The sequence below is a fragment of the Pseudomonas sp. GM55 genome (assembly GCF_000282395.1).
Lineage (GTDB): Bacteria > Pseudomonadota > Gammaproteobacteria > Pseudomonadales > Pseudomonadaceae > Aquipseudomonas > Aquipseudomonas fluorescens_CC.
In genome coordinates this window covers 41,892-60,075 of record NZ_AKJJ01000001.1, presented here as the reverse complement: position 1 = coordinate 60,075, position 18,184 = coordinate 41,892, and the positions used below count along the sequence as shown (strand labels likewise).

Below are 18,184 nucleotides of genomic sequence, written 5' to 3'. Positions count from 1 at the left end.
GCGGTCCGTCTGACAGACCAGGTAGCTGAAGTCGGCTGAAGGCCCTTTATTTCAAGGCATTCAGTCCGTGCAGCACTTGCCCGCGCCTTCGCCACGCCCGGAAGGAGAAACCCATGGGACAGCGTACGCCTCTGTATGACCTTCATCTCGCATTCGGCGCGAAGATGGTCGATTTTGGCGGTTGGGACATGCCACTGCATTATGGATCGCAGGTCGAGGAACACCATCAGGTGCGCCGCGATTGCGGTGTTTTCGATGTATCCCACATGACCGTAATCGATGTCGGCGGCACCCAGGCCAAAGCCTGGCTTCAGCATTTGCTGGCCAATGATGTCGAACGCCTGCACAGCCCCGGCCGTGCGTTGTACAGCACCATGCTCAACGAGCAGGGCGGTATCGTCGACGACATGATCGTCTATCGTCTCGATGAGGGGTATCGCCTGGTGGTCAACGCCTCCACCCGCGATCAGGACATGGCCTGGATGCAAGCGCATCTCGACGGTTTCGACGTGCAACTTCGCGAACGTTCCGAGTTGGCGATGCTGGCCATTCAGGGCCCCCACGCCCGGCAAAAAATTGCCGAGCTGGTCAGCCAGTCCCGCGGCAACCTGATCCAGCTCCTCAAGCCCTTCGAAGGCCTGTCCGATGGTGACTGGTTCATCGCGCGCACCGGTTATACCGGCGAAGACGGCCTGGAAATCATTCTGCCCGCCGATCAGACGCCTGGATTTTTCAACGATCTGGTTGGCGCCGGGATTTCTCCCATCGGCCTTGGCGCACGGGATACCTTGCGGGTCGAAGCCGGCATGAACCTTTACGGTCAGGACATCCAGCAGGACATTTCACCTTTGGCCTCCAATATGGCCTGGACCATCGCCTGGGAACCTGCCACCCGGCAGTTCATCGGGCGCAAGGCGCTGGAAGCCGAGAAGGCTGCCGGCGTACAGCAAAAACTGGTCGGTCTGGTCCTTGAGGAGCGCGGTGTTTTGCGCGCTCATCAGGTGGTCCGCATCGCCGATGTTGGCGAAGGGGAGATCACCAGTGGTAGTTTCTCTCCTACGCTTAGCAAGTCGATTGCACTGGCGCGCGTGCCGATGGCAACTGCCGACCGCGCTGAAGTGGAAATTCGTGGCAAGTGGTACCCGGTCCGGGTGGTCAAACCGACCTTTGTACGCCACGGCAAAACCTTGATCTAACCTTTTCTGGCGGGCATGACCGCCGACCATTTCCTGAGGACACAGAACATGAGCGATATCCCTGCCGACCTGCGTTTTGCCGAAAGTCACGAATGGGCACGTCTGGAAGCCGATGGCACCGTCACCGTGGGCATCAGCGATCACGCGCAGGAAGCGCTGGGTGATGTGGTGTTCGTCGAGCTGACTGAAGTCGGTAATGTCTTTGCCGCCGGTGACCAGTCCGGTGTGGTTGAGTCGGTTAAAGCCGCTTCCGATATCTACTCCCCGATTGCCGGTGAAGTGATCGCGGTCAACGAAGAACTGAGCGCTTCGCCGGAACTGCTCAACAGCGACCCGTACGGCGCGTGGATCTTCAAGATCAAGCCAAGCAACGCTGCAGACCTGGAAAAACTGCTGGATGCCGCCGGCTACAAGGCTGCCATCGGCGAGTAATGCTCGCACCTGCAGGAGCCAGCTTGCTGGCGATGGCGTCTTCGAAATCGCCATCGCCGGCAAGCCGGCTCCTACAGGGGGGGTCAAGGTTTCAGTACCGCTTTCACGGCTGCCACCGAACGCTCGACATCCGCTTTGCTCATCGCCGTGAACATCGGCAACGAGACAATCAGCCGACCGACCCGCTCGGCGACCGGGAACATGCCTTCCTTGAATCCGCGCTCGCGGTAAAGGCTCAACAGGTGAATCGGTGGGTAGTGATAGCCGATCCCGACACCCAACGCCTGCATCTGCTCCATGAAAGTCGCCCGCGCCGGTTTGCCATCCGTACGCTCCGGTAGTACCAGCTGGAACAAATGCCAATTGCTCTGGGTGAAGTCCGCCGGTGGCAGTTGCGCCCCGTACTGCGCTTCGAAATCCTCACCAAAGCAGGCGAAATAGTGCCGGGCCAGGTCACGGCGATGAGCAGTGATTGCGTCGATATGGGCGAACTGGCCCAGACCAATGGCCGCCGCAACATCGGTCATGTTGAACTTGCCACCCAGCACATCGACGTCCAGGCCATCGAAGCCGTTGCGGGTAACACCCTGCAGCCGGTATTTCTCTGCCAGGCGTACTTCTTCGGCTGTATTCAACACCAGGCAACCGCCCTCGGAGGAGGTGACGTTTTTGTTCGCCTGGAAACTGAAGGACACGAAATCACCGGTCGAGCCAATGCGCTGGCCGTTCCAGCTGGAGCCCAATGCCTGGGCCGCATCTTCGACGATCCGCAGGCCGTGCTTTTTCGCCAGGGCGTACAACCGCGACATGTCCACGGGCAACCCGGCGAGATACACCGGGATGATGGCTTTGGTGCGGGGGGTAATCGCCGCTTCCAGTTGATCCAGATCGATATTGCGGGTCACCGGGTCGATGTCGGCAAACACCGGGGTGGCGCCGACTTCCAGGATGACGTTGGCAGTGGCGACCCAGGAAATCGGCGTGGTGATCACTTCATCGCCCGGCCCGACCCCGGCAATACGCAAAGCGATTTCCATGGTGCAGGTGCCGGAATTGAAGGTGCGCACCGGGCGCCCGCCAAAATACTCCGAAAGTTGCGCTTCGAAGGCCTGGACCTTGGGGCCGCTGGTGATCCAGCCCGAGCGCAATACGTCGCCGACGGCGGCAATCGTGGTTTCATCGATGGTGGGTTTGGAAAACGGCAGGAACGGCAGTTGGCTCATGAATACAGTCACCCGATCAGCGGACATTAGGTAGGCGCCGCACATGATGATCCGGATTGGATCGCCGCGCTACGTCATCGACGCGGATATCGACTGCTATGCTGGTTTGACCGTGTTGCATCGACGCTGAGCGCCAGTCAAGAGAGAGCCCGTCATGTCCCAGTTGCCGTCCCTGAGCCAATTACACGACCCCAATGCCTTTCTGCGCCGCCACCTCGGACCCGATGCTGTCGAGCAACAGGCGATGCTCGACAGCCTCGGCCTGGGCAGCCGGGTCGAGTTGATCGAGCAAACCGTGCCGCCGGGCATCCGCCTCAACCGGGCGCTGGACCTGCCCCCGGCACTCGATGAGGAAGCCGCGCTGGCCAAACTTCGCGGTTATGCCGAGCAGAACCAGGTCTGGACCAGCCTGATTGGCATGGGCTATCACGGCACCCTCACACCGGCCGTCATTCTGCGTAACGTGCTGGAAAATCCCGGCTGGTACACCGCGTACACACCCTATCAGCCGGAAATCGCCCAAGGGCGGCTCGAAGCACTGCTGAACTTCCAGCAACTGACCATCGACCTGACCGGTCTTGAGCTGGCCAATGCCTCGTTGCTTGATGAGGCCACTGCCGCGGCGGAAGCCATGGCCCTGGCCAAGCGGGTCGCCAAGTCCAAAAGCAACCTGTTCTTTGTCGACGAGCACTGCCACCCGCAAACCATTTCCGTGGTGCAGACCCGCGCTGAAGGTTTCGGCTTCGAGCTGGTCATCGACACTGTGGATAACTTGAAGCAGCACCAGGTGTTCGGCGCCCTGCTGCAATACCCTGACACCCACGGCGAGATCCACGACCTGCGGCCGCTGATTGATCACCTGCACGCGCAACAGGCCCTGGCCTGTGTCGCTACGGATTTGCTGAGCCTGTTGTTGCTGACCCCGCCGGGTGAACTGGGCGCCGATGTGGTGTTCGGCTCGTCCCAGCGATTTGGCGTGCCCATGGGCTACGGCGGGCCCCATGCGGCATTTTTTGCCAGCCGGGATGAATACAAGCGAGCGATTCCCGGGCGGATCATCGGTGTTTCGAAAGATGCGCGGGGCAACACCGCCCTGCGTATGGCCCTGCAAACCCGCGAGCAACATATCCGCCGGGAGAAAGCCAACTCCAACATCTGTACGGCCCAGGTGCTGCTGGCCAATATCGCCAGTTTCTATGCGGTCTACCATGGCCCGGAAGGGCTCAAGCGGATTGCCCAGCGGGTTCATCGGCTGACCTGCATCCTTGCCGCCGGGCTCGAGCGCAACGGTATCACCCGGGTCAACCGGCACTTCTTCGACACCCTGACGCTGGAGGTGGGCGGAACCCAGACCGCCATCATCGAAAGTGCCCGGGCCGCGCAGATCAACCTGCGCATTCTCGGTCGCGGCCAACTGGGCTTGAGCCTCGACGAGACCTGCGATGAAGGCACCGTGGCGAAGCTGTTCGACGTGTTTCTGGGGGCCGATCACGGACTCAGCATCGAGGACCTGGATGCCGAAGTCTTGCCTGGCGGAATTCCCGACGGGTTGGCGCGAACTTCGCCTTATCTGCGCCACCCCGTGTTCAGCGCCCATCACAGCGAAACCGAGATGTTGCGTTACCTCAAGCAACTGGAAAACAAGGACCTGGCGCTCAATCAATCGATGATCCCGCTGGGCTCCTGCACCATGAAGCTCAACGCCACCAGCGAGATGATCCCGATCACCTGGCCCCAGTTCGCCAACCTGCATCCGTTCGTGCCGAAAGAGCAGGCCGCCGGGTATGGGCTGATGATCGAAGAACTGGAGCGCTGGTTGTGCGCAATCACCGGTTTCGATGCAATCTGCATGCAGCCCAACTCCGGTGCCCAGGGCGAATACGCCGGGCTGCTGGCGATCCGCAAGTACCATGAGAGCCGTCATCAGGGCGGCCGCGATATTTGCCTGATTCCTTCCTCGGCCCACGGCACCAATCCCGCGTCGGCGCAAATGGCCGGGATGCGCGTGGTGATCGTCGAGTGTGACGACGCAGGCAACGTCGACCTGGATGACCTCAAGGAAAAAGCCGAGCAGGCCGCCGACAAACTCGCCTGCCTGATGGCGACCTATCCTTCGACCCATGGCGTGTATGAGGAAGGTATCAGCGAAATCTGTGAAGTGATCCACCAGCATGGCGGTCAGGTGTACATGGATGGCGCCAACCTCAACGCGCAGGTCGGGCTGGCGCGGCCGGCCGACATTGGCGCCGACGTCTCGCACATGAACCTGCACAAGACCTTCTGTATTCCCCATGGTGGCGGTGGGCCGGGCATGGGGCCGATTGGCGTCCGGGCGCATCTGGCACCGTTCGTGGCCAATCATCCTGTGGTGCCGATCGACGGGCCGCACCCGCAAAATGGTGCCGTCAGCGCAGCGCCCTGGGGCAGCGCAAGCATTCTGCCGATCAGCTGGATGTACATCGCCATGATGGGGCCGCAACTGGCGGATGCCAGCGAAGTGGCGATCCTGGCCGCGAATTACCTGGCGCGGCATTTGTCGGGCGCGTTCCCGGTGCTGTACACCGGGCGCAACGAACGAGTGGCTCACGAATGCATCCTTGACCTGCGACCGCTCAAGGCATTGACCGGTATCACCGAAGAGGACGTCGCCAAGCGCCTGATGGATTACGGCTTCCATGCCCCGACCATGTCATTTCCGGTGCCAGGGACGCTGATGGTCGAACCGACCGAAAGTGAATCGAAGGCGGAGCTGGACCGGTTTATCGGAGCAATGCTGAGCATCCGGGCGGAAATCAACGAGGTGCAAAATGGCAACTGGCCGGCTGAAGAAAACCCGTTGAAAGGTGCGCCGCACACATTGGCCGATATCACCGGAGTGTGGGAGCGGCCATACAGCATCGAGCAAGCGGTCACGCCGGACGAGCACACCAAGGCTCACAAATACTGGCCGGTGGTGAACCGGGTGGACAACGTGTACGGGGACCGGAACCTGTTTTGTGCGTGTGTGCCGGTGGACGATTACCGCTGATCTCCCAGGCAACACATAACCCCCTGTAGGAGCGAGCTCGCTCGCGATGGTCGTTAACGATGCCGTGTGTTTACTGACTAAACGCAGCGTTCTTGAGTCCATCGCGAGCGAGCTCGCTCCTACAGGGGGTATCAGTGAACCTGGGACAGGTGTACGCAGGGCAAAAAAATGCCGCTCAATTGAGCGGCATTTTTCATCCGTAACGCTTATTCCGAAGCCACGGCATTCTTCGCCAGGATCGCGTTCGCCAGTTCCATGTCCGTGGCTTGCAGGCCCGGGTTGTCGGCGCGGACTTTCTGCATGGCCGCTTCCAAGTACGGACCGCGGATGCCGCCGTCGCTGGCGACGAAGCTGCTGGCGTCGTCCTGTGCCGCGACGATCAGCTTGTTATCCCTGGACGTCAGATAGCTCGAACCGGTGGTTGCGCCGGATGTAAGAACGTTACGCCAAAAAGTATCGGCCATCGCCGAACCGACAGGCAAAGACAACAGGGCGACGGTAGCGACAGCAAGTTTGAAACGCATGAAAGGGTGACTCCACTGGGTTAACTACGCCCTTGGATTGCCAACCCCCAATCGAGTTCCATAGCCACCTATTCCGCCGCTTCGACCAGCAGGACTGCGCCTTGCTGGCCGACCACCCGCACTCGGCTGCCAATGGCCGTGTCCGGCCCGCGGGCCATCCACACGCCGTCGGCCACCTTGATTTTTCCGCGGCCGTCGACGATCGCTTCATGCACTACGAAGGTTTTGCCGATCAGTTCCTGGCCGCGCAGATTCAGGTGCGGCTGATCGCTCGGGCGGCTTGCAGTGCGCTGACGCCGCCACCAGTACAACGCGGTGGCGATCGACAGCAGGCCGAACAACAGGAACTGCCATTCCCAGGACAGGCCCGGCAGGAGGAAGGTCAAGACGCCCACGGCTGGCGCCGCCATGCCGATCCACAACAGGTAGCCGCCAGCGCCGAACACTTCAAGAATCAACAGCACCGTGCCCAGCGCCAACCAGTCCCAGAACGAAAGGTGCTGCAAAAATGCCCACATGGTGCGCCTCAGGCTTTCTTGTTATCGAAAGTGGCCTTGACGATTTCGCCAATGCCGCCCACCGCACCGATCATCGAACTGGCCTCCAGCGGCATCAGGATCACTTTGCTGTTGTTGGCCGAAGACAACTTGCCCAGCGCATCGATGTACTTCTGCGCCACGAAGTAATTGACCGCTTGCACGTTGCCGCTGGCGATGGCCTCGGACACCACTTTGGTGGCCTGGGCTTCTGCCTGGGCTTGTCGCTCGCGGGCTTCGGCCTCCAGGAAGGCGGCTTGACGGCTGCCTTCGGCTTCGAGGATCTGTGCTTGCTTCTTGCCTTCGGCGGTCAGGATCGCTGCGGCACGCAGGCCTTCGGCTTCCAGAATCTGCGCACGCTTGATCCGTTCGGCTTTCATCTGCCCCGACATTGCCGCCATCAGGTCGGCGGGCGGGCTGATGTCCTTGATTTCGATCCGGGTGATCTTGATACCCCAAGGTGCGGTCGCTTCATCGACGGTGCGCAGCAGCTTTTCGTTAATGGCGTCACGCTGGCTGAGCATGGCGTCGAGTTCCATCGAGCCGAGCACCGTACGGATGTTGGTTTGCAGCAGGTTGCGGATGGCGTGCTCGAGGTTGTTGACCTCGTAGGCGGCCTGGGCCGAGTTGACCACCTGGAAGAAACACACGGCGTCGATCTGCACCGTGGCGTTGTCGGCGGTGATGACTTCCTGTGGCGGAATATCCAGCACGCTTTCCATCACGTTCATCTTGCGTCCGATGCGGTCCATGACCGGAATGATGATGTTCAGCCCCGGCTTGAGCGTGTTGGTGTAGCGCCCGAAACGCTCGACAGTCCATTCAAAGCCCTGGGGCACGACCTTGAAACCCATGAACAGAATGGCGACCACCAGGCCGACAAAAAGCAAAAGCACACTACCGGTCTGCATAACGATTCCTTGTTGATGTGTGGATCTGTGAAGTTGCACTCGCTGGAGTGTAGCGGGGCCCTGCCGGATAAGAACAGCCGGGCTCAGTTCTGCTCGCTTTGGGGTGTCACCCGCAGAACTTCCTCGATGGTCGTCAACCCGGCGGCGACTTTTTGCGCCCCTGACAGGCGCAGGCTGCGCATGCCTTCCTTGAATGCCTGCCGCCGCACGGCCAGTAGATCGGTATCGGGACTTATCAGCGCTTTGATGCCGTCACTCAGTTGCATGATTTCGTAGACCCCGGCGCGACCGTGATAACCGGTGTCGCGGCATTCCAGGCAACCGACGGCACGCTGGGCATTGCCCGGCAATGGTGCCTGCCAGGGACGGGTCAGGGTTTGCCAGTCGTCTTCGCCCAGTGTCAGTGGCGCCTTGCAGTGCGGGCACAGGGTTCGCACCAACCGCTGGGCCATGACGCCAAGCACCGTGGCCTTGATCAGGTAATGCGGCACGCCGAGTTCCAGCAGGCGGCTGATGGCACCGGGTGCATCGTTGGTGTGCAGGGTCGACAGCACCAGGTGCCCGGTGAGCGCAGCCTGGATCGCCATTTCCGCGGTTTCAAGGTCGCGGATCTCGCCGATCATGATGATGTCCGGGTCTTGCCGCATCAGCGCGCGCACGCCGGCGGCGAAGGTCAGGTCGATGTTGTGCTGGACCTGCATCTGGTTGAACGCCGGCTCGACCATTTCAATCGGGTCTTCGATGGTGCAGAGGTTGACCTCCGGCGTCGCCAGTTTTTTCAGGGTGGTGTAGAGGGTAGTGGTCTTGCCCGAACCCGTCGGCCCGGTGACGAGGATGATGCCGTGGGGCTGGCGGGTCATGTCCTGCCAGCGGCGCAGGTCGTCGACAGAAAACCCGAGCTGGTCGAAGTCCTTGAGCAGGACCTCCGGGTCGAAGATCCGCATGACCATTTTTTCGCCGAAGGCTGTAGGCAGGGTCGACAAGCGCAACTCGACTTCACCCCCGTCCGGGGTCTTGGTTTTCACCCGGCCGTCCTGGGGTTTGCGTTTCTCCGCGACGTTCATGCGCCCCAGGGTTTTCAGGCGACTGACGATGGCCATGGTGACCTGGGGCGGGAATTGATAGACGTTGTGCAGCACGCCGTCGATGCGAAAGCGCACCGTGCCTTGTTCGCGCCGGGGTTCGATGTGGATGTCGCTGGCGCGTTGCTGGAACGCGTACTGGAACAGCCAGTCGACGATATTGACGATGTGTGCGTCGTTGGCGTCCGGCTCCTGGTCGCTGGCGCCGAGGTTGAGCAGCTGTTCGAAATTGCCGAGGGTATTGACTTGCGGGTCGGCGCTGTTCGCCCCGGTGACCGATTTGGCCAGGCGGAAGAATTCGACGCTCAAGCGCTGGATCTCCACCGGGTTGGCCACCACGCGCTTGATCGGCAACTTGAGCACGTGGGTCAGGTCAGCCTCCCAGCCGCTGACATAAGGCTGGGCGCTGGCCACGGTCACCGCATCGCGGTCGATCGCTACCGCGAGGATCCTGTGGCGCTGGGCAAAGGCATAGGACATCAGCGGGGTCACGGCGGCGACGTTGATTTTCAACGGATCGATGCGCAGGTAAGGCTGGCCGGCCTGCCGGGACAACCACAGGGTCAGGCTTTCGAGGTCCAGCGGTTTGCCGGGACGGCTGAGGTCGTCCAGCTGTTGGCTGGCGATGAACTCCAGCGGATGCATCTGGCCATGGGTGGCGTTGCGGCGGCGGGCGTTGAGTGCGTGTTCGGCCGAATCCTGGCTGATAAAGCCCTGGGCGACCAGTTCGCGCAGCACATCATTGAGATCCAGCCAGCGGTCCTGAAAGGCGAGTTGTACGGACATGCGGGCTCCTTTTGAACGAAAGTCCGCAAAGGATAGCTGTGGCCCGACTGACCGCTGGGCCACTACCCGCCGAAGCCGTTTCGGCGTTTTTCAGCCCGCCGCTTGAACCGCTTCGGCCCATGGGCAATCAGCTTCTTGCAGCTCCACCGAACAGACGCTGATCAGGTTACGAAGTTTTTCCGCAATCACTTGCGCACGGTGCCAGCTCAAACCGTCGATGACGATCTCGATGTTCAGCCAGTCGTCCTGGCGCTGCACCTTGACCTGCTCCGGTGTGAGCAATTGCAAGGCGAACAGGTTGAGGGCGCGACACAGCAGGTCCGGCTCTGCCTCGGCCAGCATTTGATAGCGAGCACGGCAATGGGCGTTGCCAACGTTCCACACATCGGCGCGGGCAGGTGGGGTGTTCACGGCTTCGAGATACGGCATGGTCAGGCTCCAAAATCATTGGAGAAATGTTTACATCCTGTGCCGGGTATTTCTTCTCTATGATTGGCTGTATTGCACAAAAGAAGAATCAATCAATTCACTTGTTAGTCGGTTAAGGGTTTTTTTATGCAAAGCGAACTGGACAGCTACGACCGCAAGATCCTCGCCTTGCTGCAAGAGGATGCTTCGCTTTCCAGCGCGCAGATCGCCGAGCAGGTGGGGCTCTCGCAATCGCCGTGCTGGCGGCGGATTCAGCGGATGAAAGAGGAGGGCATCATTCGCGGCCAGGTGACCTTGCTCGACCGCAAGAAAATCGGCCTGAACACGCAGATCTTCGCGGAGGTGAAACTCAATGCCCACGGGCGTTCGAACTTCACCGAATTCACCGAGGCGATTCGCGGCTTTCCGGAAGTGCTGGAGTGTTACGTGTTGATGGGGGCGGTGGATTTCCTGCTGCGGATTGTCACGGCGGACATCGAGGCGTATGAGCGCTTCTTCTTTGAGAAGCTGTCGATGGTGCCGGGGATTCAGGAGGTCAACTCAATCGTGGCGTTGTCGGAGATCAAGTCGACCACCAGTTTGCCGGTCTGACGCTTTGCGGTGAATGTACTGGCCTCATCGCTGGCAAGCCAGCTCCTACAGGGCATCACCGAAACCCTGTAGGAGCTGGCTTGCCAGCGAAGGCGGTATTACAGACGCAACAGCATTTTCCACGCGCGGTTCTGATACACCGCAATCGCCTGCTGCTTGCGCGCATCCAGGACTTCGTCGGTGATCGATTCATTGGCCAGTTGTGCCAGCTTGTTCAGCTCACCGTACAGACGATCCATTTCCGGGATCTCCAGCACGCTACGCGCATGGTGCAGCCAGACCTGGATGCGTTCGATGCGCGGCAGTTGCTCGGCCAGGTCTTCCGGCTGTTGCTGGTAGCGCTGCAATTGCAGCGAGTTGGCTTCTTCGCCCAGCAGGCGCGGCAACCAGCTGCCCAGTTGCGCAGCGCCCTGGCGATTGCCACGGGTGTTGCGGTCGGCGGCCCAGGTGCGGGCCAGCAACCAGCGCGAGGTGGTCAGGGAGAACAGGCCCCAGCGCGGGTCTTCGAGTTCTTCGAGGAACTGCTCGGGGGCGGCCTTGCGCACGTCCTCATCGTCCAGCCCGGCCTGGACCAGCGGGCGCCAGTCCTCCAGCAAGGCATCGAGGGCGATACGCAGGTCGTGGGTCGACTGACGCGGAGCGGCCTGGCCCAGGCTGCTGATCAGCGCGCGCATTTCCGCGAGGTTTTCGACCCAGTCCTGCAGCAGGCGCCAGTGGCCGTTGAAGCGATACTGCTCGGCCAGACGCTGGCTGCTGCCGAGCAAATGCCAGCTCAGCGCGGCGAACGCGTCGTCCAGCGGCGTTTCAGCGGTGATCTGCGGCGCCGGCAGGCTCAACGAATAACTGTGGGCGTCGTACAAGCGATAACCGCGCTCGGCCTTGCTGATGTCGCACGGCATCAGGGCCAGTTTCTCGGCCAGTTCGGCGGCCAGTTCCAGCAGGGCTGCCGGCTCGCCTTCACGCAGTTCCAGTTCCAGCTCGCAGATTTCTTCTTTCTGCTTGCCGACCACGACGTGACCCAGGTCCAGTGCGGCTTCGATGACCACTTTGGTCTTGCCGCGGCCCCAGGCGATTTCCGCGCGTTCGCGGACGAAGTCGGTGGTGAAGATCGGCTTCAGGGTTTTCTTGTCCAATTCGGCCAGTTCCTCGGGCCAGCATTCGCCGTCGAGTTTCTTCAGGTCGAGCTTGGCTTTGGGCAGGCTCCAGTCGTACTCGTTACGCACCGACAGACCGGCGACGCTCTGGCCGCGGGTCTTGAGGGTCTGAATCACTTCATCGCCATCCTTGCGCAGGCGCAGGGCGACCTTGGCCTGGGCCAGGTCACGCTCGGGCGTGTCGAAGTACTGGTTCATCAACTCACGGCGTTCCCAGCCACTTTTGTTGCGTTTTTTCAGTAATGGGTGCTCGCGCAGGGCGGCGAGGGTTTCGCGGCTGACGCGGAGTTTGATTTCGGTTTCTTTCTGCATGGCCGGAAAATCCAGGATCGGGAGCGCAGCCGGGGGAATGTGTGGCTGCCAAGGTCGTGCAGTGTACAGGACTCAAGGTTAGTACGCGCCGCGACGGTTTATTCCTGTCATCGGTTGGCTCTATGATGGACTTCAATTCGGGAGCCGGGAGTCAGCGATGCCATTGCCGTCGATGAAAGAACAATTCGCTGCGCTGATCGCCACACCGTCCGTCAGTTGCACCCAACCCAGTCTCGATCAGACCAACCGCCCGGTCATCGATCTGCTGGCGACGTGGCTCGGTGAGCTGGGTTTCACCTGTGAGATCCAGCAGGTCAGCCCCGGCAAGTTCAACCTGCTGGCCAGTTTCGGTTCCGGTCCCGGCGGCCTGGTGCTGGCCGGGCACAGCGACACCGTGCCGTTCGACGCTGCGCTGTGGCAAACCGACCCGCTGAAGCTGACTGAAGTCGACGGTCGCTGGATCGGCCTGGGCAGTTGCGACATGAAGGGCTTTTTTGCTCTGGCGATCGAGGCAGTCATACCGCTGCTCGATCAGCCGTTCAAACAGCCGTTGCTGATTCTCGCCACCTGCGATGAAGAAAGCTCGATGTCCGGCGCTCGCGCGCTGGCCGAAGCGGGGCGACCGCTGGGGCGGGCGGCGGTGATCGGCGAGCCGACCGGGCTCAAGCCGATCCGCATGCACAAAGGCATCATGATGGAGCGCATCGACATCCTCGGTCAGAGCGGTCATTCCTCCGACCCGCGCCTGGGCCACAGCGCCCTGGAAGCCATGCACGATGCCATTGGTGAGCTGCGTGGCCTGCGCTTGTTATGGCAGCGCGAATTCCGCAACCCACAATTTGGCGTGCCGACGCCCACGATGAATTTCGGCTGCATCCATGGCGGCGACAACCCCAATCGCATCTGCGGCCAGTGTTCGCTGGAATTCGATCTGCGGCCGTTGCCCGGCATGGACCCCAAGGTCCTGCGCGCCGAGATCCTGCAGAAGCTCAAGCCGGTTGCCGAGCGGCATCAGGTCAAGATCGATTACGCGCCATTGTTCCCCGAAGTGCCGCCATTCGAGCAGGCCGAGGACGCAGAGCTGGTGCGCCTTGCCGAAAAACTTACCGGCCACAGCGCCGAAGCAGTGGCGTTCGGCACCGAAGCACCTTATCTTCAGCGCCTTGGCTGTGAAACGCTGGTGCTTGGCCCGGGTGATATCGCCTGCGCCCACCAGCCGGGGGAATACCTCGAAATGTCACGTTTGCAGCCTACGGTGCATCTACTACGACAGTTGATTGAGCATTACTGCCTGACACCCTTGTAGGAGCGAGCTTGCTCCGGGCGGCGTTCCGACGATGGACGTTAACGATGACGAGGGCGGCCTGAATGAACGCGGCGACCTCAAATTCATCGCGAGCAAGCTCGCTCCTACAAGGTTTCGCGGTTAAATTGCCGGTACCCAAACCCGTATTCATGAGGAGAGCGCGCGTGTCGCCAAGCCTGTTCCGACGATAACCATCAGCCCGCTGTGCGTTTTCAGTTTCGCCCTTTTTTCGGCTGCTATTTATTACAGGCCCAGGTTCATGCCCGAATACGTCAATTGGCTTCGTCACGCTTCGCCTTACATCAACGCCCACCGCGATTGCACCTTTGTCGTCATGCTGCCCGGCGACGGCGTTGAACACCCGAACTTCGGCAATATCGTCCACGACCTGGTGCTGTTGCACAGCCTGGGAGTGCGTCTGGTGCTGGTTCACGGTTCCCGGCCGCAAATCGAAGCGCGCCTCGCCGCCCGTGGCCTGACCCCGCATTACCACCACGGCATGCGCATCACCGATGCCGCGACCCTGGAGTGCGTGATCGACGCGGTTGGCCAGTTGCGCATTGCCATCGAGGCTCGCCTGTCGATGGACATGGCTTCGTCTCCGATGCAGGGCTCGCGCCTGCGGGTGGCCAGCGGCAACCTGGTGACGGCACGGCCGATCGGCGTGCTTGAAGGCGTCGACTATCACCACACCGGCGAAGTGCGCCGGGTCGACCGCAAGGGCATCAACCGTCTGCTGGACGAGCGCTCCATCGTGCTGCTGTCGCCGCTGGGCTATTCGCCGACCGGCGAGATTTTCAACCTGGCCTGCGAAGACGTCGCCACCCGCGCGGCCATCGACCTGGGCGCGGACAAGCTGCTGCTGTTCGGCGCCGACCTCGGCCTGATCGACGAACACGGGCGCCTGGTGCGCGAACTGCGTCCGCAGCAAGTGCCGGCGCATCTGCAACGGCTGGGCAGTAACTATCAGGCAGAATTGCTGGACGCCGCTGCCGAAGCTTGCCGTGGCGGCGTGGCCCGCAGCCATATCGTCAGTTATGCCGAAGACGGTGCACTGTTGACCGAACTGTTCACCCGCGACGGTGGCGGTACGCTGGTGGCCCAGGAACAGTTCGAAGTGGTGCGCGAAGCGGCCATTGAAGACGTCGGTGGTTTGCTGGACTTGATCAGTCCGCTGGAAGAGCAGGGCATCCTGGTGCGCCGTTCCCGCGAGGTGCTGGAACGCGAGATCGAGCAATTCAGTGTGGTTGAACGCGAAGGCATGATCATCGCCTGTGCGGCGCTGTACCAGATCGCCGACTCGGACGCGGGTGAGTTGGCCTGCCTGGCGGTGAATCCGGAGTACCGCCATGGCGGTCGCGGCGATGAACTGCTGGAACGTATCGAGACCCGCGCGCGGGCGCAGGGGTTGAAAACCTTGTTCGTGCTCACCACCCGCACTGCGCACTGGTTCCGCGAGCGTGGTTTCGAACCGAGCAGCGTCGACCGACTGCCGTCGGCGCGGGCGTCGCTGTACAACTATCAGCGTAATTCGAAGATCTTCGAAAAAGCCCTTTGACCGAATAGCCCCATCGCTGGCAAGCCAGCTCCTACATGATTTGCGCAGACTGTAGGAGCTGGCTTGTCAGCGATCGGTCGCGAAGCAACCGCAACAATCACTCGGTTACAAACTTCGCACTGACATACGGGGAATAATCCGCCAGCACCGTTTCAACCTTCCCTTGTTCCTTCAAGAATTTCGCCGTCTCGCCAATGGCCTTGGCCGTGCCGCCGTCCAGCAGCGCGGTGCTCTGTTGCGTCTTGGCATCCGGGAAGGCGGAACCGGCCAATAGCTCCGGAACATCGGCGGCGTTGGCACCGGTCAGTTTGGCAATTTTCTGGACGGGCACCGAATCAACGGTCCATTGGTCCTTATGGGCGGCATAGTCGGCGAACGAATCCAGGGTGACTCTGGCGAACGTTGCCACGACCTCCGGATGTTTTTCGGCGTAATCCTTGCGCGCCACCCAGACCTCAAAGGTGGGTGCGCCCCATTGGCCTACCTGCGCAGCATCGGTCAGGGTCTTGCCAGTCTTGCGGATTTCCCCCAGGGCGGGCGACCAGACAAACGCACCATCAATATCGCCACGCTTCCAGGCTGCCGCGATTTCCGCCGGCTGCAGGTTAACCACTTTGACTTTCGAGCTGTCCAGGCCCCAGTGCTTCAGCGCACCGAGCAGGCTGTAGTGGGAGGTTGAAACGAAAGGCGTGGCGATGGTCTTTCCGATCAGATCTTGTGGTTTTTCGATGCCGCTGCCGTTGCGTACCACCAGCGCTTCGGCAGCATTGATTTGGGCCGAGACGATGAACGCGACGATCGGCAGGTTGCGCGAGGCAGCAGCGGCCAGCGGACTGGAGCCGAGATTGCCGATTTGCACATCGCCCGAGGCAATCGCCGTGACCACTTCCGGACCGCTGTTGAAGCGCCGCCAGTCGATGGGCTGGCCGATGGTTTTTTCATAAAGGCCATCGGCCTGGGGGACTTTGCTCGGGTCGATGCCGGTTTGGTAGCCGACGGTGAGGTTCGCTGCCTGTGCCGTGAAAGAAAATGCCAGCGATACACAAACTGTAACAATTGATCCGGATAGTGCGCGTTTGGTCGTCATGGGATCGCCTTTCGGTAAAGGATTTGTTGCCGAATTGCGTCAGAAACTAATCGATCTAAAAAATAGAAAATAAATACCGTTTAGTAATTAGCTTATGAGCCGAACCGTCTAATCTGGGGTAATCGTGTAGTGGGGAGCTAAATTCCTAAACGGTATTAGAAAAGAATCGGTAGTTCTTTTCAGGTTTATGACGAAATCATGACCCTGCAGGGACCAAAAAATCGGGGGTTAGACTATGGTCGTAGACACATATGGTTACGATTGACTTATGGGTCACGGTCTGGCGCTAATCGCGCATCTTAGGATTTCGGGCGTCGACTCGAGACCAGGAATACAAGAATTAGAATCGAGAGGAGCTAAACAATGAACAAGTCCAACTTGGCACTGGCCGTGGCCGTGGGGGTTTTGGCGCAGCAGGCAGGCGCCGCGGGTTTCCTGGAAGACAGCAAGGCTTCCATCAGCTCTCGCACCATGTACTACGACGCCGATATGCGTGAAGGGGCGAGTACTCCTGCCAACCGTCAGCGCGAAACCGCTGAGGGTCTGAAGTTCGATTACCTGTCCGGTTTCACCCAGGGTACCGTAGGTTTTGGTATCGACGCCCAGGCTTTGGTGGGTATCCACCTGGATGGCGGCAAGGGGCATCACCCGACCGGTAACGCCAACTCATTCTTCCCTAGCGATGGCAAGGAGGCGGCCGACGAGTGGAGCCGTCTGGATGGCAACGTCAAGGCGCGCTTCTCGAAGACCGAAGCCCACCTGGGGGGCGCTCTGGCACCTAACCTGCCGATCCTGATCGCAAACGACAGCCGTTTGCTGCCACAAACCTTTGAAGGTGGCACCATCACCTCCAAGGAAATCGACAACGTGACCTTCAACTTTGGTCAGTTGGAGCACGCGTCGGGTCGCGCCTCCTCGAACTCCACTGGCCTGTCTGTGGCCGGCGCTACTCAGGACAGCAACAAATTCCTCTACGGCGGTGCTGACTGGAAGGTCACCAAAGACCTCATGCTGCAGTACTACTATGCGAACCTGGAAGACTTCTACAAGCAGAACTTCCTCGGCTTGGTGCACGTCTACCCGATCGCGGCCAATCAGTCGTTCAAGACCGATATCCGTTATTTCGACAGCAGCTCCGACGGCAAGAACGGCGACCCCGGCTTCCAGTTCAACAACAACAATGGCTTTGCCAAAGAAAAGGGCGTGGTTGATAACAAGACCTGGAGCGCCATGTTCACCTATACCCTGGGTGGCCACGCGTTCCTGCTCGGGCATCAACGTGTCAGCGATGACGGCGGCTTTGTATTCCTGAACCAGGGCAGCCTTATCGATGACAAAGGTCGCCAGGAAGGTGCCGGCGGCGCCAGCTTCTACTCGTTTACCGATGCCACGGTTGGCAGCTTTATCCGTGCCGGTGAAAACACCACGTTCGGTCAGTACTCCTATGACTTCGCCTCCCTGGGTGTACCAGGCCTGAAAGCCTCCATTGGTTACCTCAATGGCCAGGACATCAAGGCTACCAATGGTGTTGGTAAAGACCTGAGTGAGCACGAGACCGACGCGCGTGTGGACTACGTGATTCAAACGGGCATGCTGAAAGGGTTTGGTACGACGTTGCGTCACGGTACCTACCGTGGCAACACCAGCACCCTTGATCAAGACCAGACCCGTCTGATCTTCAACTACACCTACAGCTTCATGTAATAGCCATAAGAAAAAGCCCCGTCCATTGGCGGGGCTTTTTTTCGTACAGAGCTTTATATTCCATAAACAAAGATGCTACTTCTTTTTTATTCTTTTTAGTTTTTTTATCCGCGCACTAAAGTGCGCCTGTCCGATACTCATCCCTGAGCTCGGATTTGGCAATTTCGTCCCTCGACAATTGATCAGGTTCAGGAATCGGCCTTGGCGCCGATACCTCGGTTCTGCCGTGGGAAGTCATATTCCATAACAATATAAAAAATACTCGATAAATACTATTTAGCTTTAATGCCATGTATCCTGCGGCCCGCCAAACGACCGGCTCAGA

The 18,184-nt window shown here is 60.2% G+C and carries 15 protein-coding genes; 7 read left to right on the top strand and 8 right to left on the bottom strand.

Annotation, left to right across the window (positions count from 1 at the left end; genetic code table 11):
* Nucleotides 1-113 precede the first annotated feature (113 nt).
* The gene (gene gcvT, locus PMI31_RS00270; RefSeq protein ID WP_008015424.1) at nt 114-1,196 is read left to right on the top strand and encodes a glycine cleavage system aminomethyltransferase GcvT; all 1,083 of its coding nucleotides are present in this window, start codon (nt 114-116) and stop codon (nt 1,194-1,196) included.
* Nucleotides 1,197-1,244: 48 nt separating this feature from the next.
* Entirely contained in the window at nt 1,245-1,628 is a 384-nt protein-coding gene (gene gcvH, locus PMI31_RS00265) for a glycine cleavage system protein GcvH (RefSeq protein WP_008015423.1), read from the top strand.
* An 83-nt stretch (nt 1,629-1,711) separates the two neighbouring features.
* On the opposite strand, the gene PMI31_RS00260 is transcribed toward gcvH, so the two are convergent.
* On the bottom strand, nt 1,712-2,851 hold the full coding sequence (locus PMI31_RS00260) for a DegT/DnrJ/EryC1/StrS family aminotransferase (RefSeq protein ID WP_043302076.1): 1,140 nt from the start codon (nt 2,849-2,851) through the stop codon (nt 1,712-1,714).
* Nucleotides 2,852-3,005: 154 nt separating this feature from the next.
* Here PMI31_RS00260 and gcvP point away from each other — a divergent pair, with 154 nt between their 5' ends.
* Nucleotides 3,006-5,879, top strand: a complete 2,874-nt coding sequence (gcvP, locus tag PMI31_RS00255) for an aminomethyl-transferring glycine dehydrogenase (protein WP_008015421.1) — start codon at nt 3,006-3,008, stop codon at nt 5,877-5,879.
* A 206-nt stretch (nt 5,880-6,085) separates the two neighbouring features.
* On the opposite strand, the gene PMI31_RS00250 is transcribed toward gcvP, so the two are convergent.
* From PMI31_RS00250 to PMI31_RS00230, 5 genes are all read right to left on the bottom strand, one after another.
* A complete protein-coding gene (locus tag PMI31_RS00250) occupies nt 6,086-6,403 on the bottom strand; it encodes a DUF2388 domain-containing protein (RefSeq protein WP_008015420.1) in 318 nt (105 codons plus the stop codon).
* Between the two features lie 68 nt (nt 6,404-6,471).
* On the bottom strand, nt 6,472-6,921 hold the full coding sequence (locus PMI31_RS00245) for an NfeD family protein (protein ID WP_008015419.1): 450 nt from the start codon (nt 6,919-6,921) through the stop codon (nt 6,472-6,474).
* 8 nt (nt 6,922-6,929) lie between these two features.
* A complete protein-coding gene (locus tag PMI31_RS00240) occupies nt 6,930-7,850 on the bottom strand; it encodes an SPFH domain-containing protein (protein ID WP_008015418.1) in 921 nt (306 codons plus the stop codon).
* A gap of 83 nt (nt 7,851-7,933) precedes the next feature.
* Nucleotides 7,934-9,718, bottom strand: a complete 1,785-nt coding sequence (locus tag PMI31_RS00235) for a GspE/PulE family protein (protein WP_008015417.1) — start codon at nt 9,716-9,718, stop codon at nt 7,934-7,936.
* A 90-nt stretch (nt 9,719-9,808) separates the two neighbouring features.
* The gene (locus PMI31_RS00230; protein WP_008015416.1) at nt 9,809-10,147 is read right to left on the bottom strand and encodes a hypothetical protein; all 339 of its coding nucleotides are present in this window, start codon (nt 10,145-10,147) and stop codon (nt 9,809-9,811) included.
* A 126-nt stretch (nt 10,148-10,273) separates the two neighbouring features.
* Here PMI31_RS00230 and PMI31_RS00225 point away from each other — a divergent pair, with 126 nt between their 5' ends.
* A complete protein-coding gene (locus tag PMI31_RS00225) occupies nt 10,274-10,738 on the top strand; it encodes an Lrp/AsnC family transcriptional regulator (RefSeq protein ID WP_008015415.1) in 465 nt (154 codons plus the stop codon).
* Between the two features lie 98 nt (nt 10,739-10,836).
* Here PMI31_RS00225 and PMI31_RS00220 read toward each other — a convergent pair whose 3' ends face one another.
* Nucleotides 10,837-12,204: a CYTH domain-containing protein gene (locus PMI31_RS00220; protein WP_008015414.1), complete on the bottom strand. Its 1,368-nt coding sequence runs from the start codon at nt 12,202-12,204 to the stop codon at nt 10,837-10,839.
* 157 nt (nt 12,205-12,361) lie between these two features.
* On the opposite strand from PMI31_RS00220, the gene argE reads away from it, so the two are divergent.
* Entirely contained in the window at nt 12,362-13,510 is a 1,149-nt protein-coding gene (gene argE, locus PMI31_RS00215) for an acetylornithine deacetylase (RefSeq protein WP_008015412.1), read from the top strand.
* 259 nt (nt 13,511-13,769) lie between these two features.
* Nucleotides 13,770-15,068 (top strand): amino-acid N-acetyltransferase, encoded by a 1,299-nt coding sequence (argA, locus tag PMI31_RS00210; RefSeq protein WP_007978929.1) that lies wholly within the window; start codon nt 13,770-13,772, stop codon nt 15,066-15,068.
* A 97-nt stretch (nt 15,069-15,165) separates the two neighbouring features.
* Here the strand turns inward: argA and tauA are convergent, their stop codons facing one another.
* On the bottom strand, nt 15,166-16,155 hold the full coding sequence (gene tauA, locus PMI31_RS00205) for a taurine ABC transporter substrate-binding protein (RefSeq protein ID WP_008015410.1): 990 nt from the start codon (nt 16,153-16,155) through the stop codon (nt 15,166-15,168).
* Between the two features lie 363 nt (nt 16,156-16,518).
* Between tauA and PMI31_RS00200 the strand changes: the two genes are divergently transcribed.
* On the top strand, nt 16,519-17,859 hold the full coding sequence (locus PMI31_RS00200; protein ID WP_008015408.1) for an OprD family outer membrane porin: 1,341 nt from the start codon (nt 16,519-16,521) through the stop codon (nt 17,857-17,859).
* Nucleotides 17,860-18,184 lie beyond the last annotated feature (325 nt).

Excerpts from the sequence above, each read along its gene's own strand:
- gcvT (WP_008015424.1), top strand. The coding sequence starts at position 114 with ATGGGACAGCGTACGCCTCTGTATGACCTTCATCTCGCATTCGGCGCG.
- gcvH (WP_008015423.1), top strand. The coding sequence starts at position 1,245 with ATGAGCGATATCCCTGCCGACCTGCGTTTTGCCGAAAGTCACGAATGG.
- PMI31_RS00260 (WP_043302076.1), bottom strand. The coding sequence starts at position 2,851 with ATGAGCCAACTGCCGTTCCTGCCGTTTTCCAAACCCACCATCGATGAA.
- gcvP (WP_008015421.1), top strand. The coding sequence starts at position 3,006 with ATGTCCCAGTTGCCGTCCCTGAGCCAATTACACGACCCCAATGCCTTT.
- PMI31_RS00250 (WP_008015420.1), bottom strand. The coding sequence starts at position 6,403 with ATGCGTTTCAAACTTGCTGTCGCTACCGTCGCCCTGTTGTCTTTGCCT.
- PMI31_RS00245 (WP_008015419.1), bottom strand. The coding sequence starts at position 6,921 with ATGTGGGCATTTTTGCAGCACCTTTCGTTCTGGGACTGGTTGGCGCTG.
- PMI31_RS00240 (WP_008015418.1), bottom strand. The coding sequence starts at position 7,850 with ATGCAGACCGGTAGTGTGCTTTTGCTTTTTGTCGGCCTGGTGGTCGCC.
- PMI31_RS00235 (WP_008015417.1), bottom strand. The coding sequence starts at position 9,718 with ATGTCCGTACAACTCGCCTTTCAGGACCGCTGGCTGGATCTCAATGAT.
- PMI31_RS00230 (WP_008015416.1), bottom strand. The coding sequence starts at position 10,147 with ATGCCGTATCTCGAAGCCGTGAACACCCCACCTGCCCGCGCCGATGTG.
- PMI31_RS00225 (WP_008015415.1), top strand. The coding sequence starts at position 10,274 with ATGCAAAGCGAACTGGACAGCTACGACCGCAAGATCCTCGCCTTGCTG.
- PMI31_RS00220 (WP_008015414.1), bottom strand. The coding sequence starts at position 12,204 with ATGCAGAAAGAAACCGAAATCAAACTCCGCGTCAGCCGCGAAACCCTC.
- argE (WP_008015412.1), top strand. The coding sequence starts at position 12,362 with ATGCCATTGCCGTCGATGAAAGAACAATTCGCTGCGCTGATCGCCACA.
- argA (WP_007978929.1), top strand. The coding sequence starts at position 13,770 with ATGCCCGAATACGTCAATTGGCTTCGTCACGCTTCGCCTTACATCAAC.
- tauA (WP_008015410.1), bottom strand. The coding sequence starts at position 16,155 with ATGACGACCAAACGCGCACTATCCGGATCAATTGTTACAGTTTGTGTA.
- PMI31_RS00200 (WP_008015408.1), top strand. The coding sequence starts at position 16,519 with ATGAACAAGTCCAACTTGGCACTGGCCGTGGCCGTGGGGGTTTTGGCG.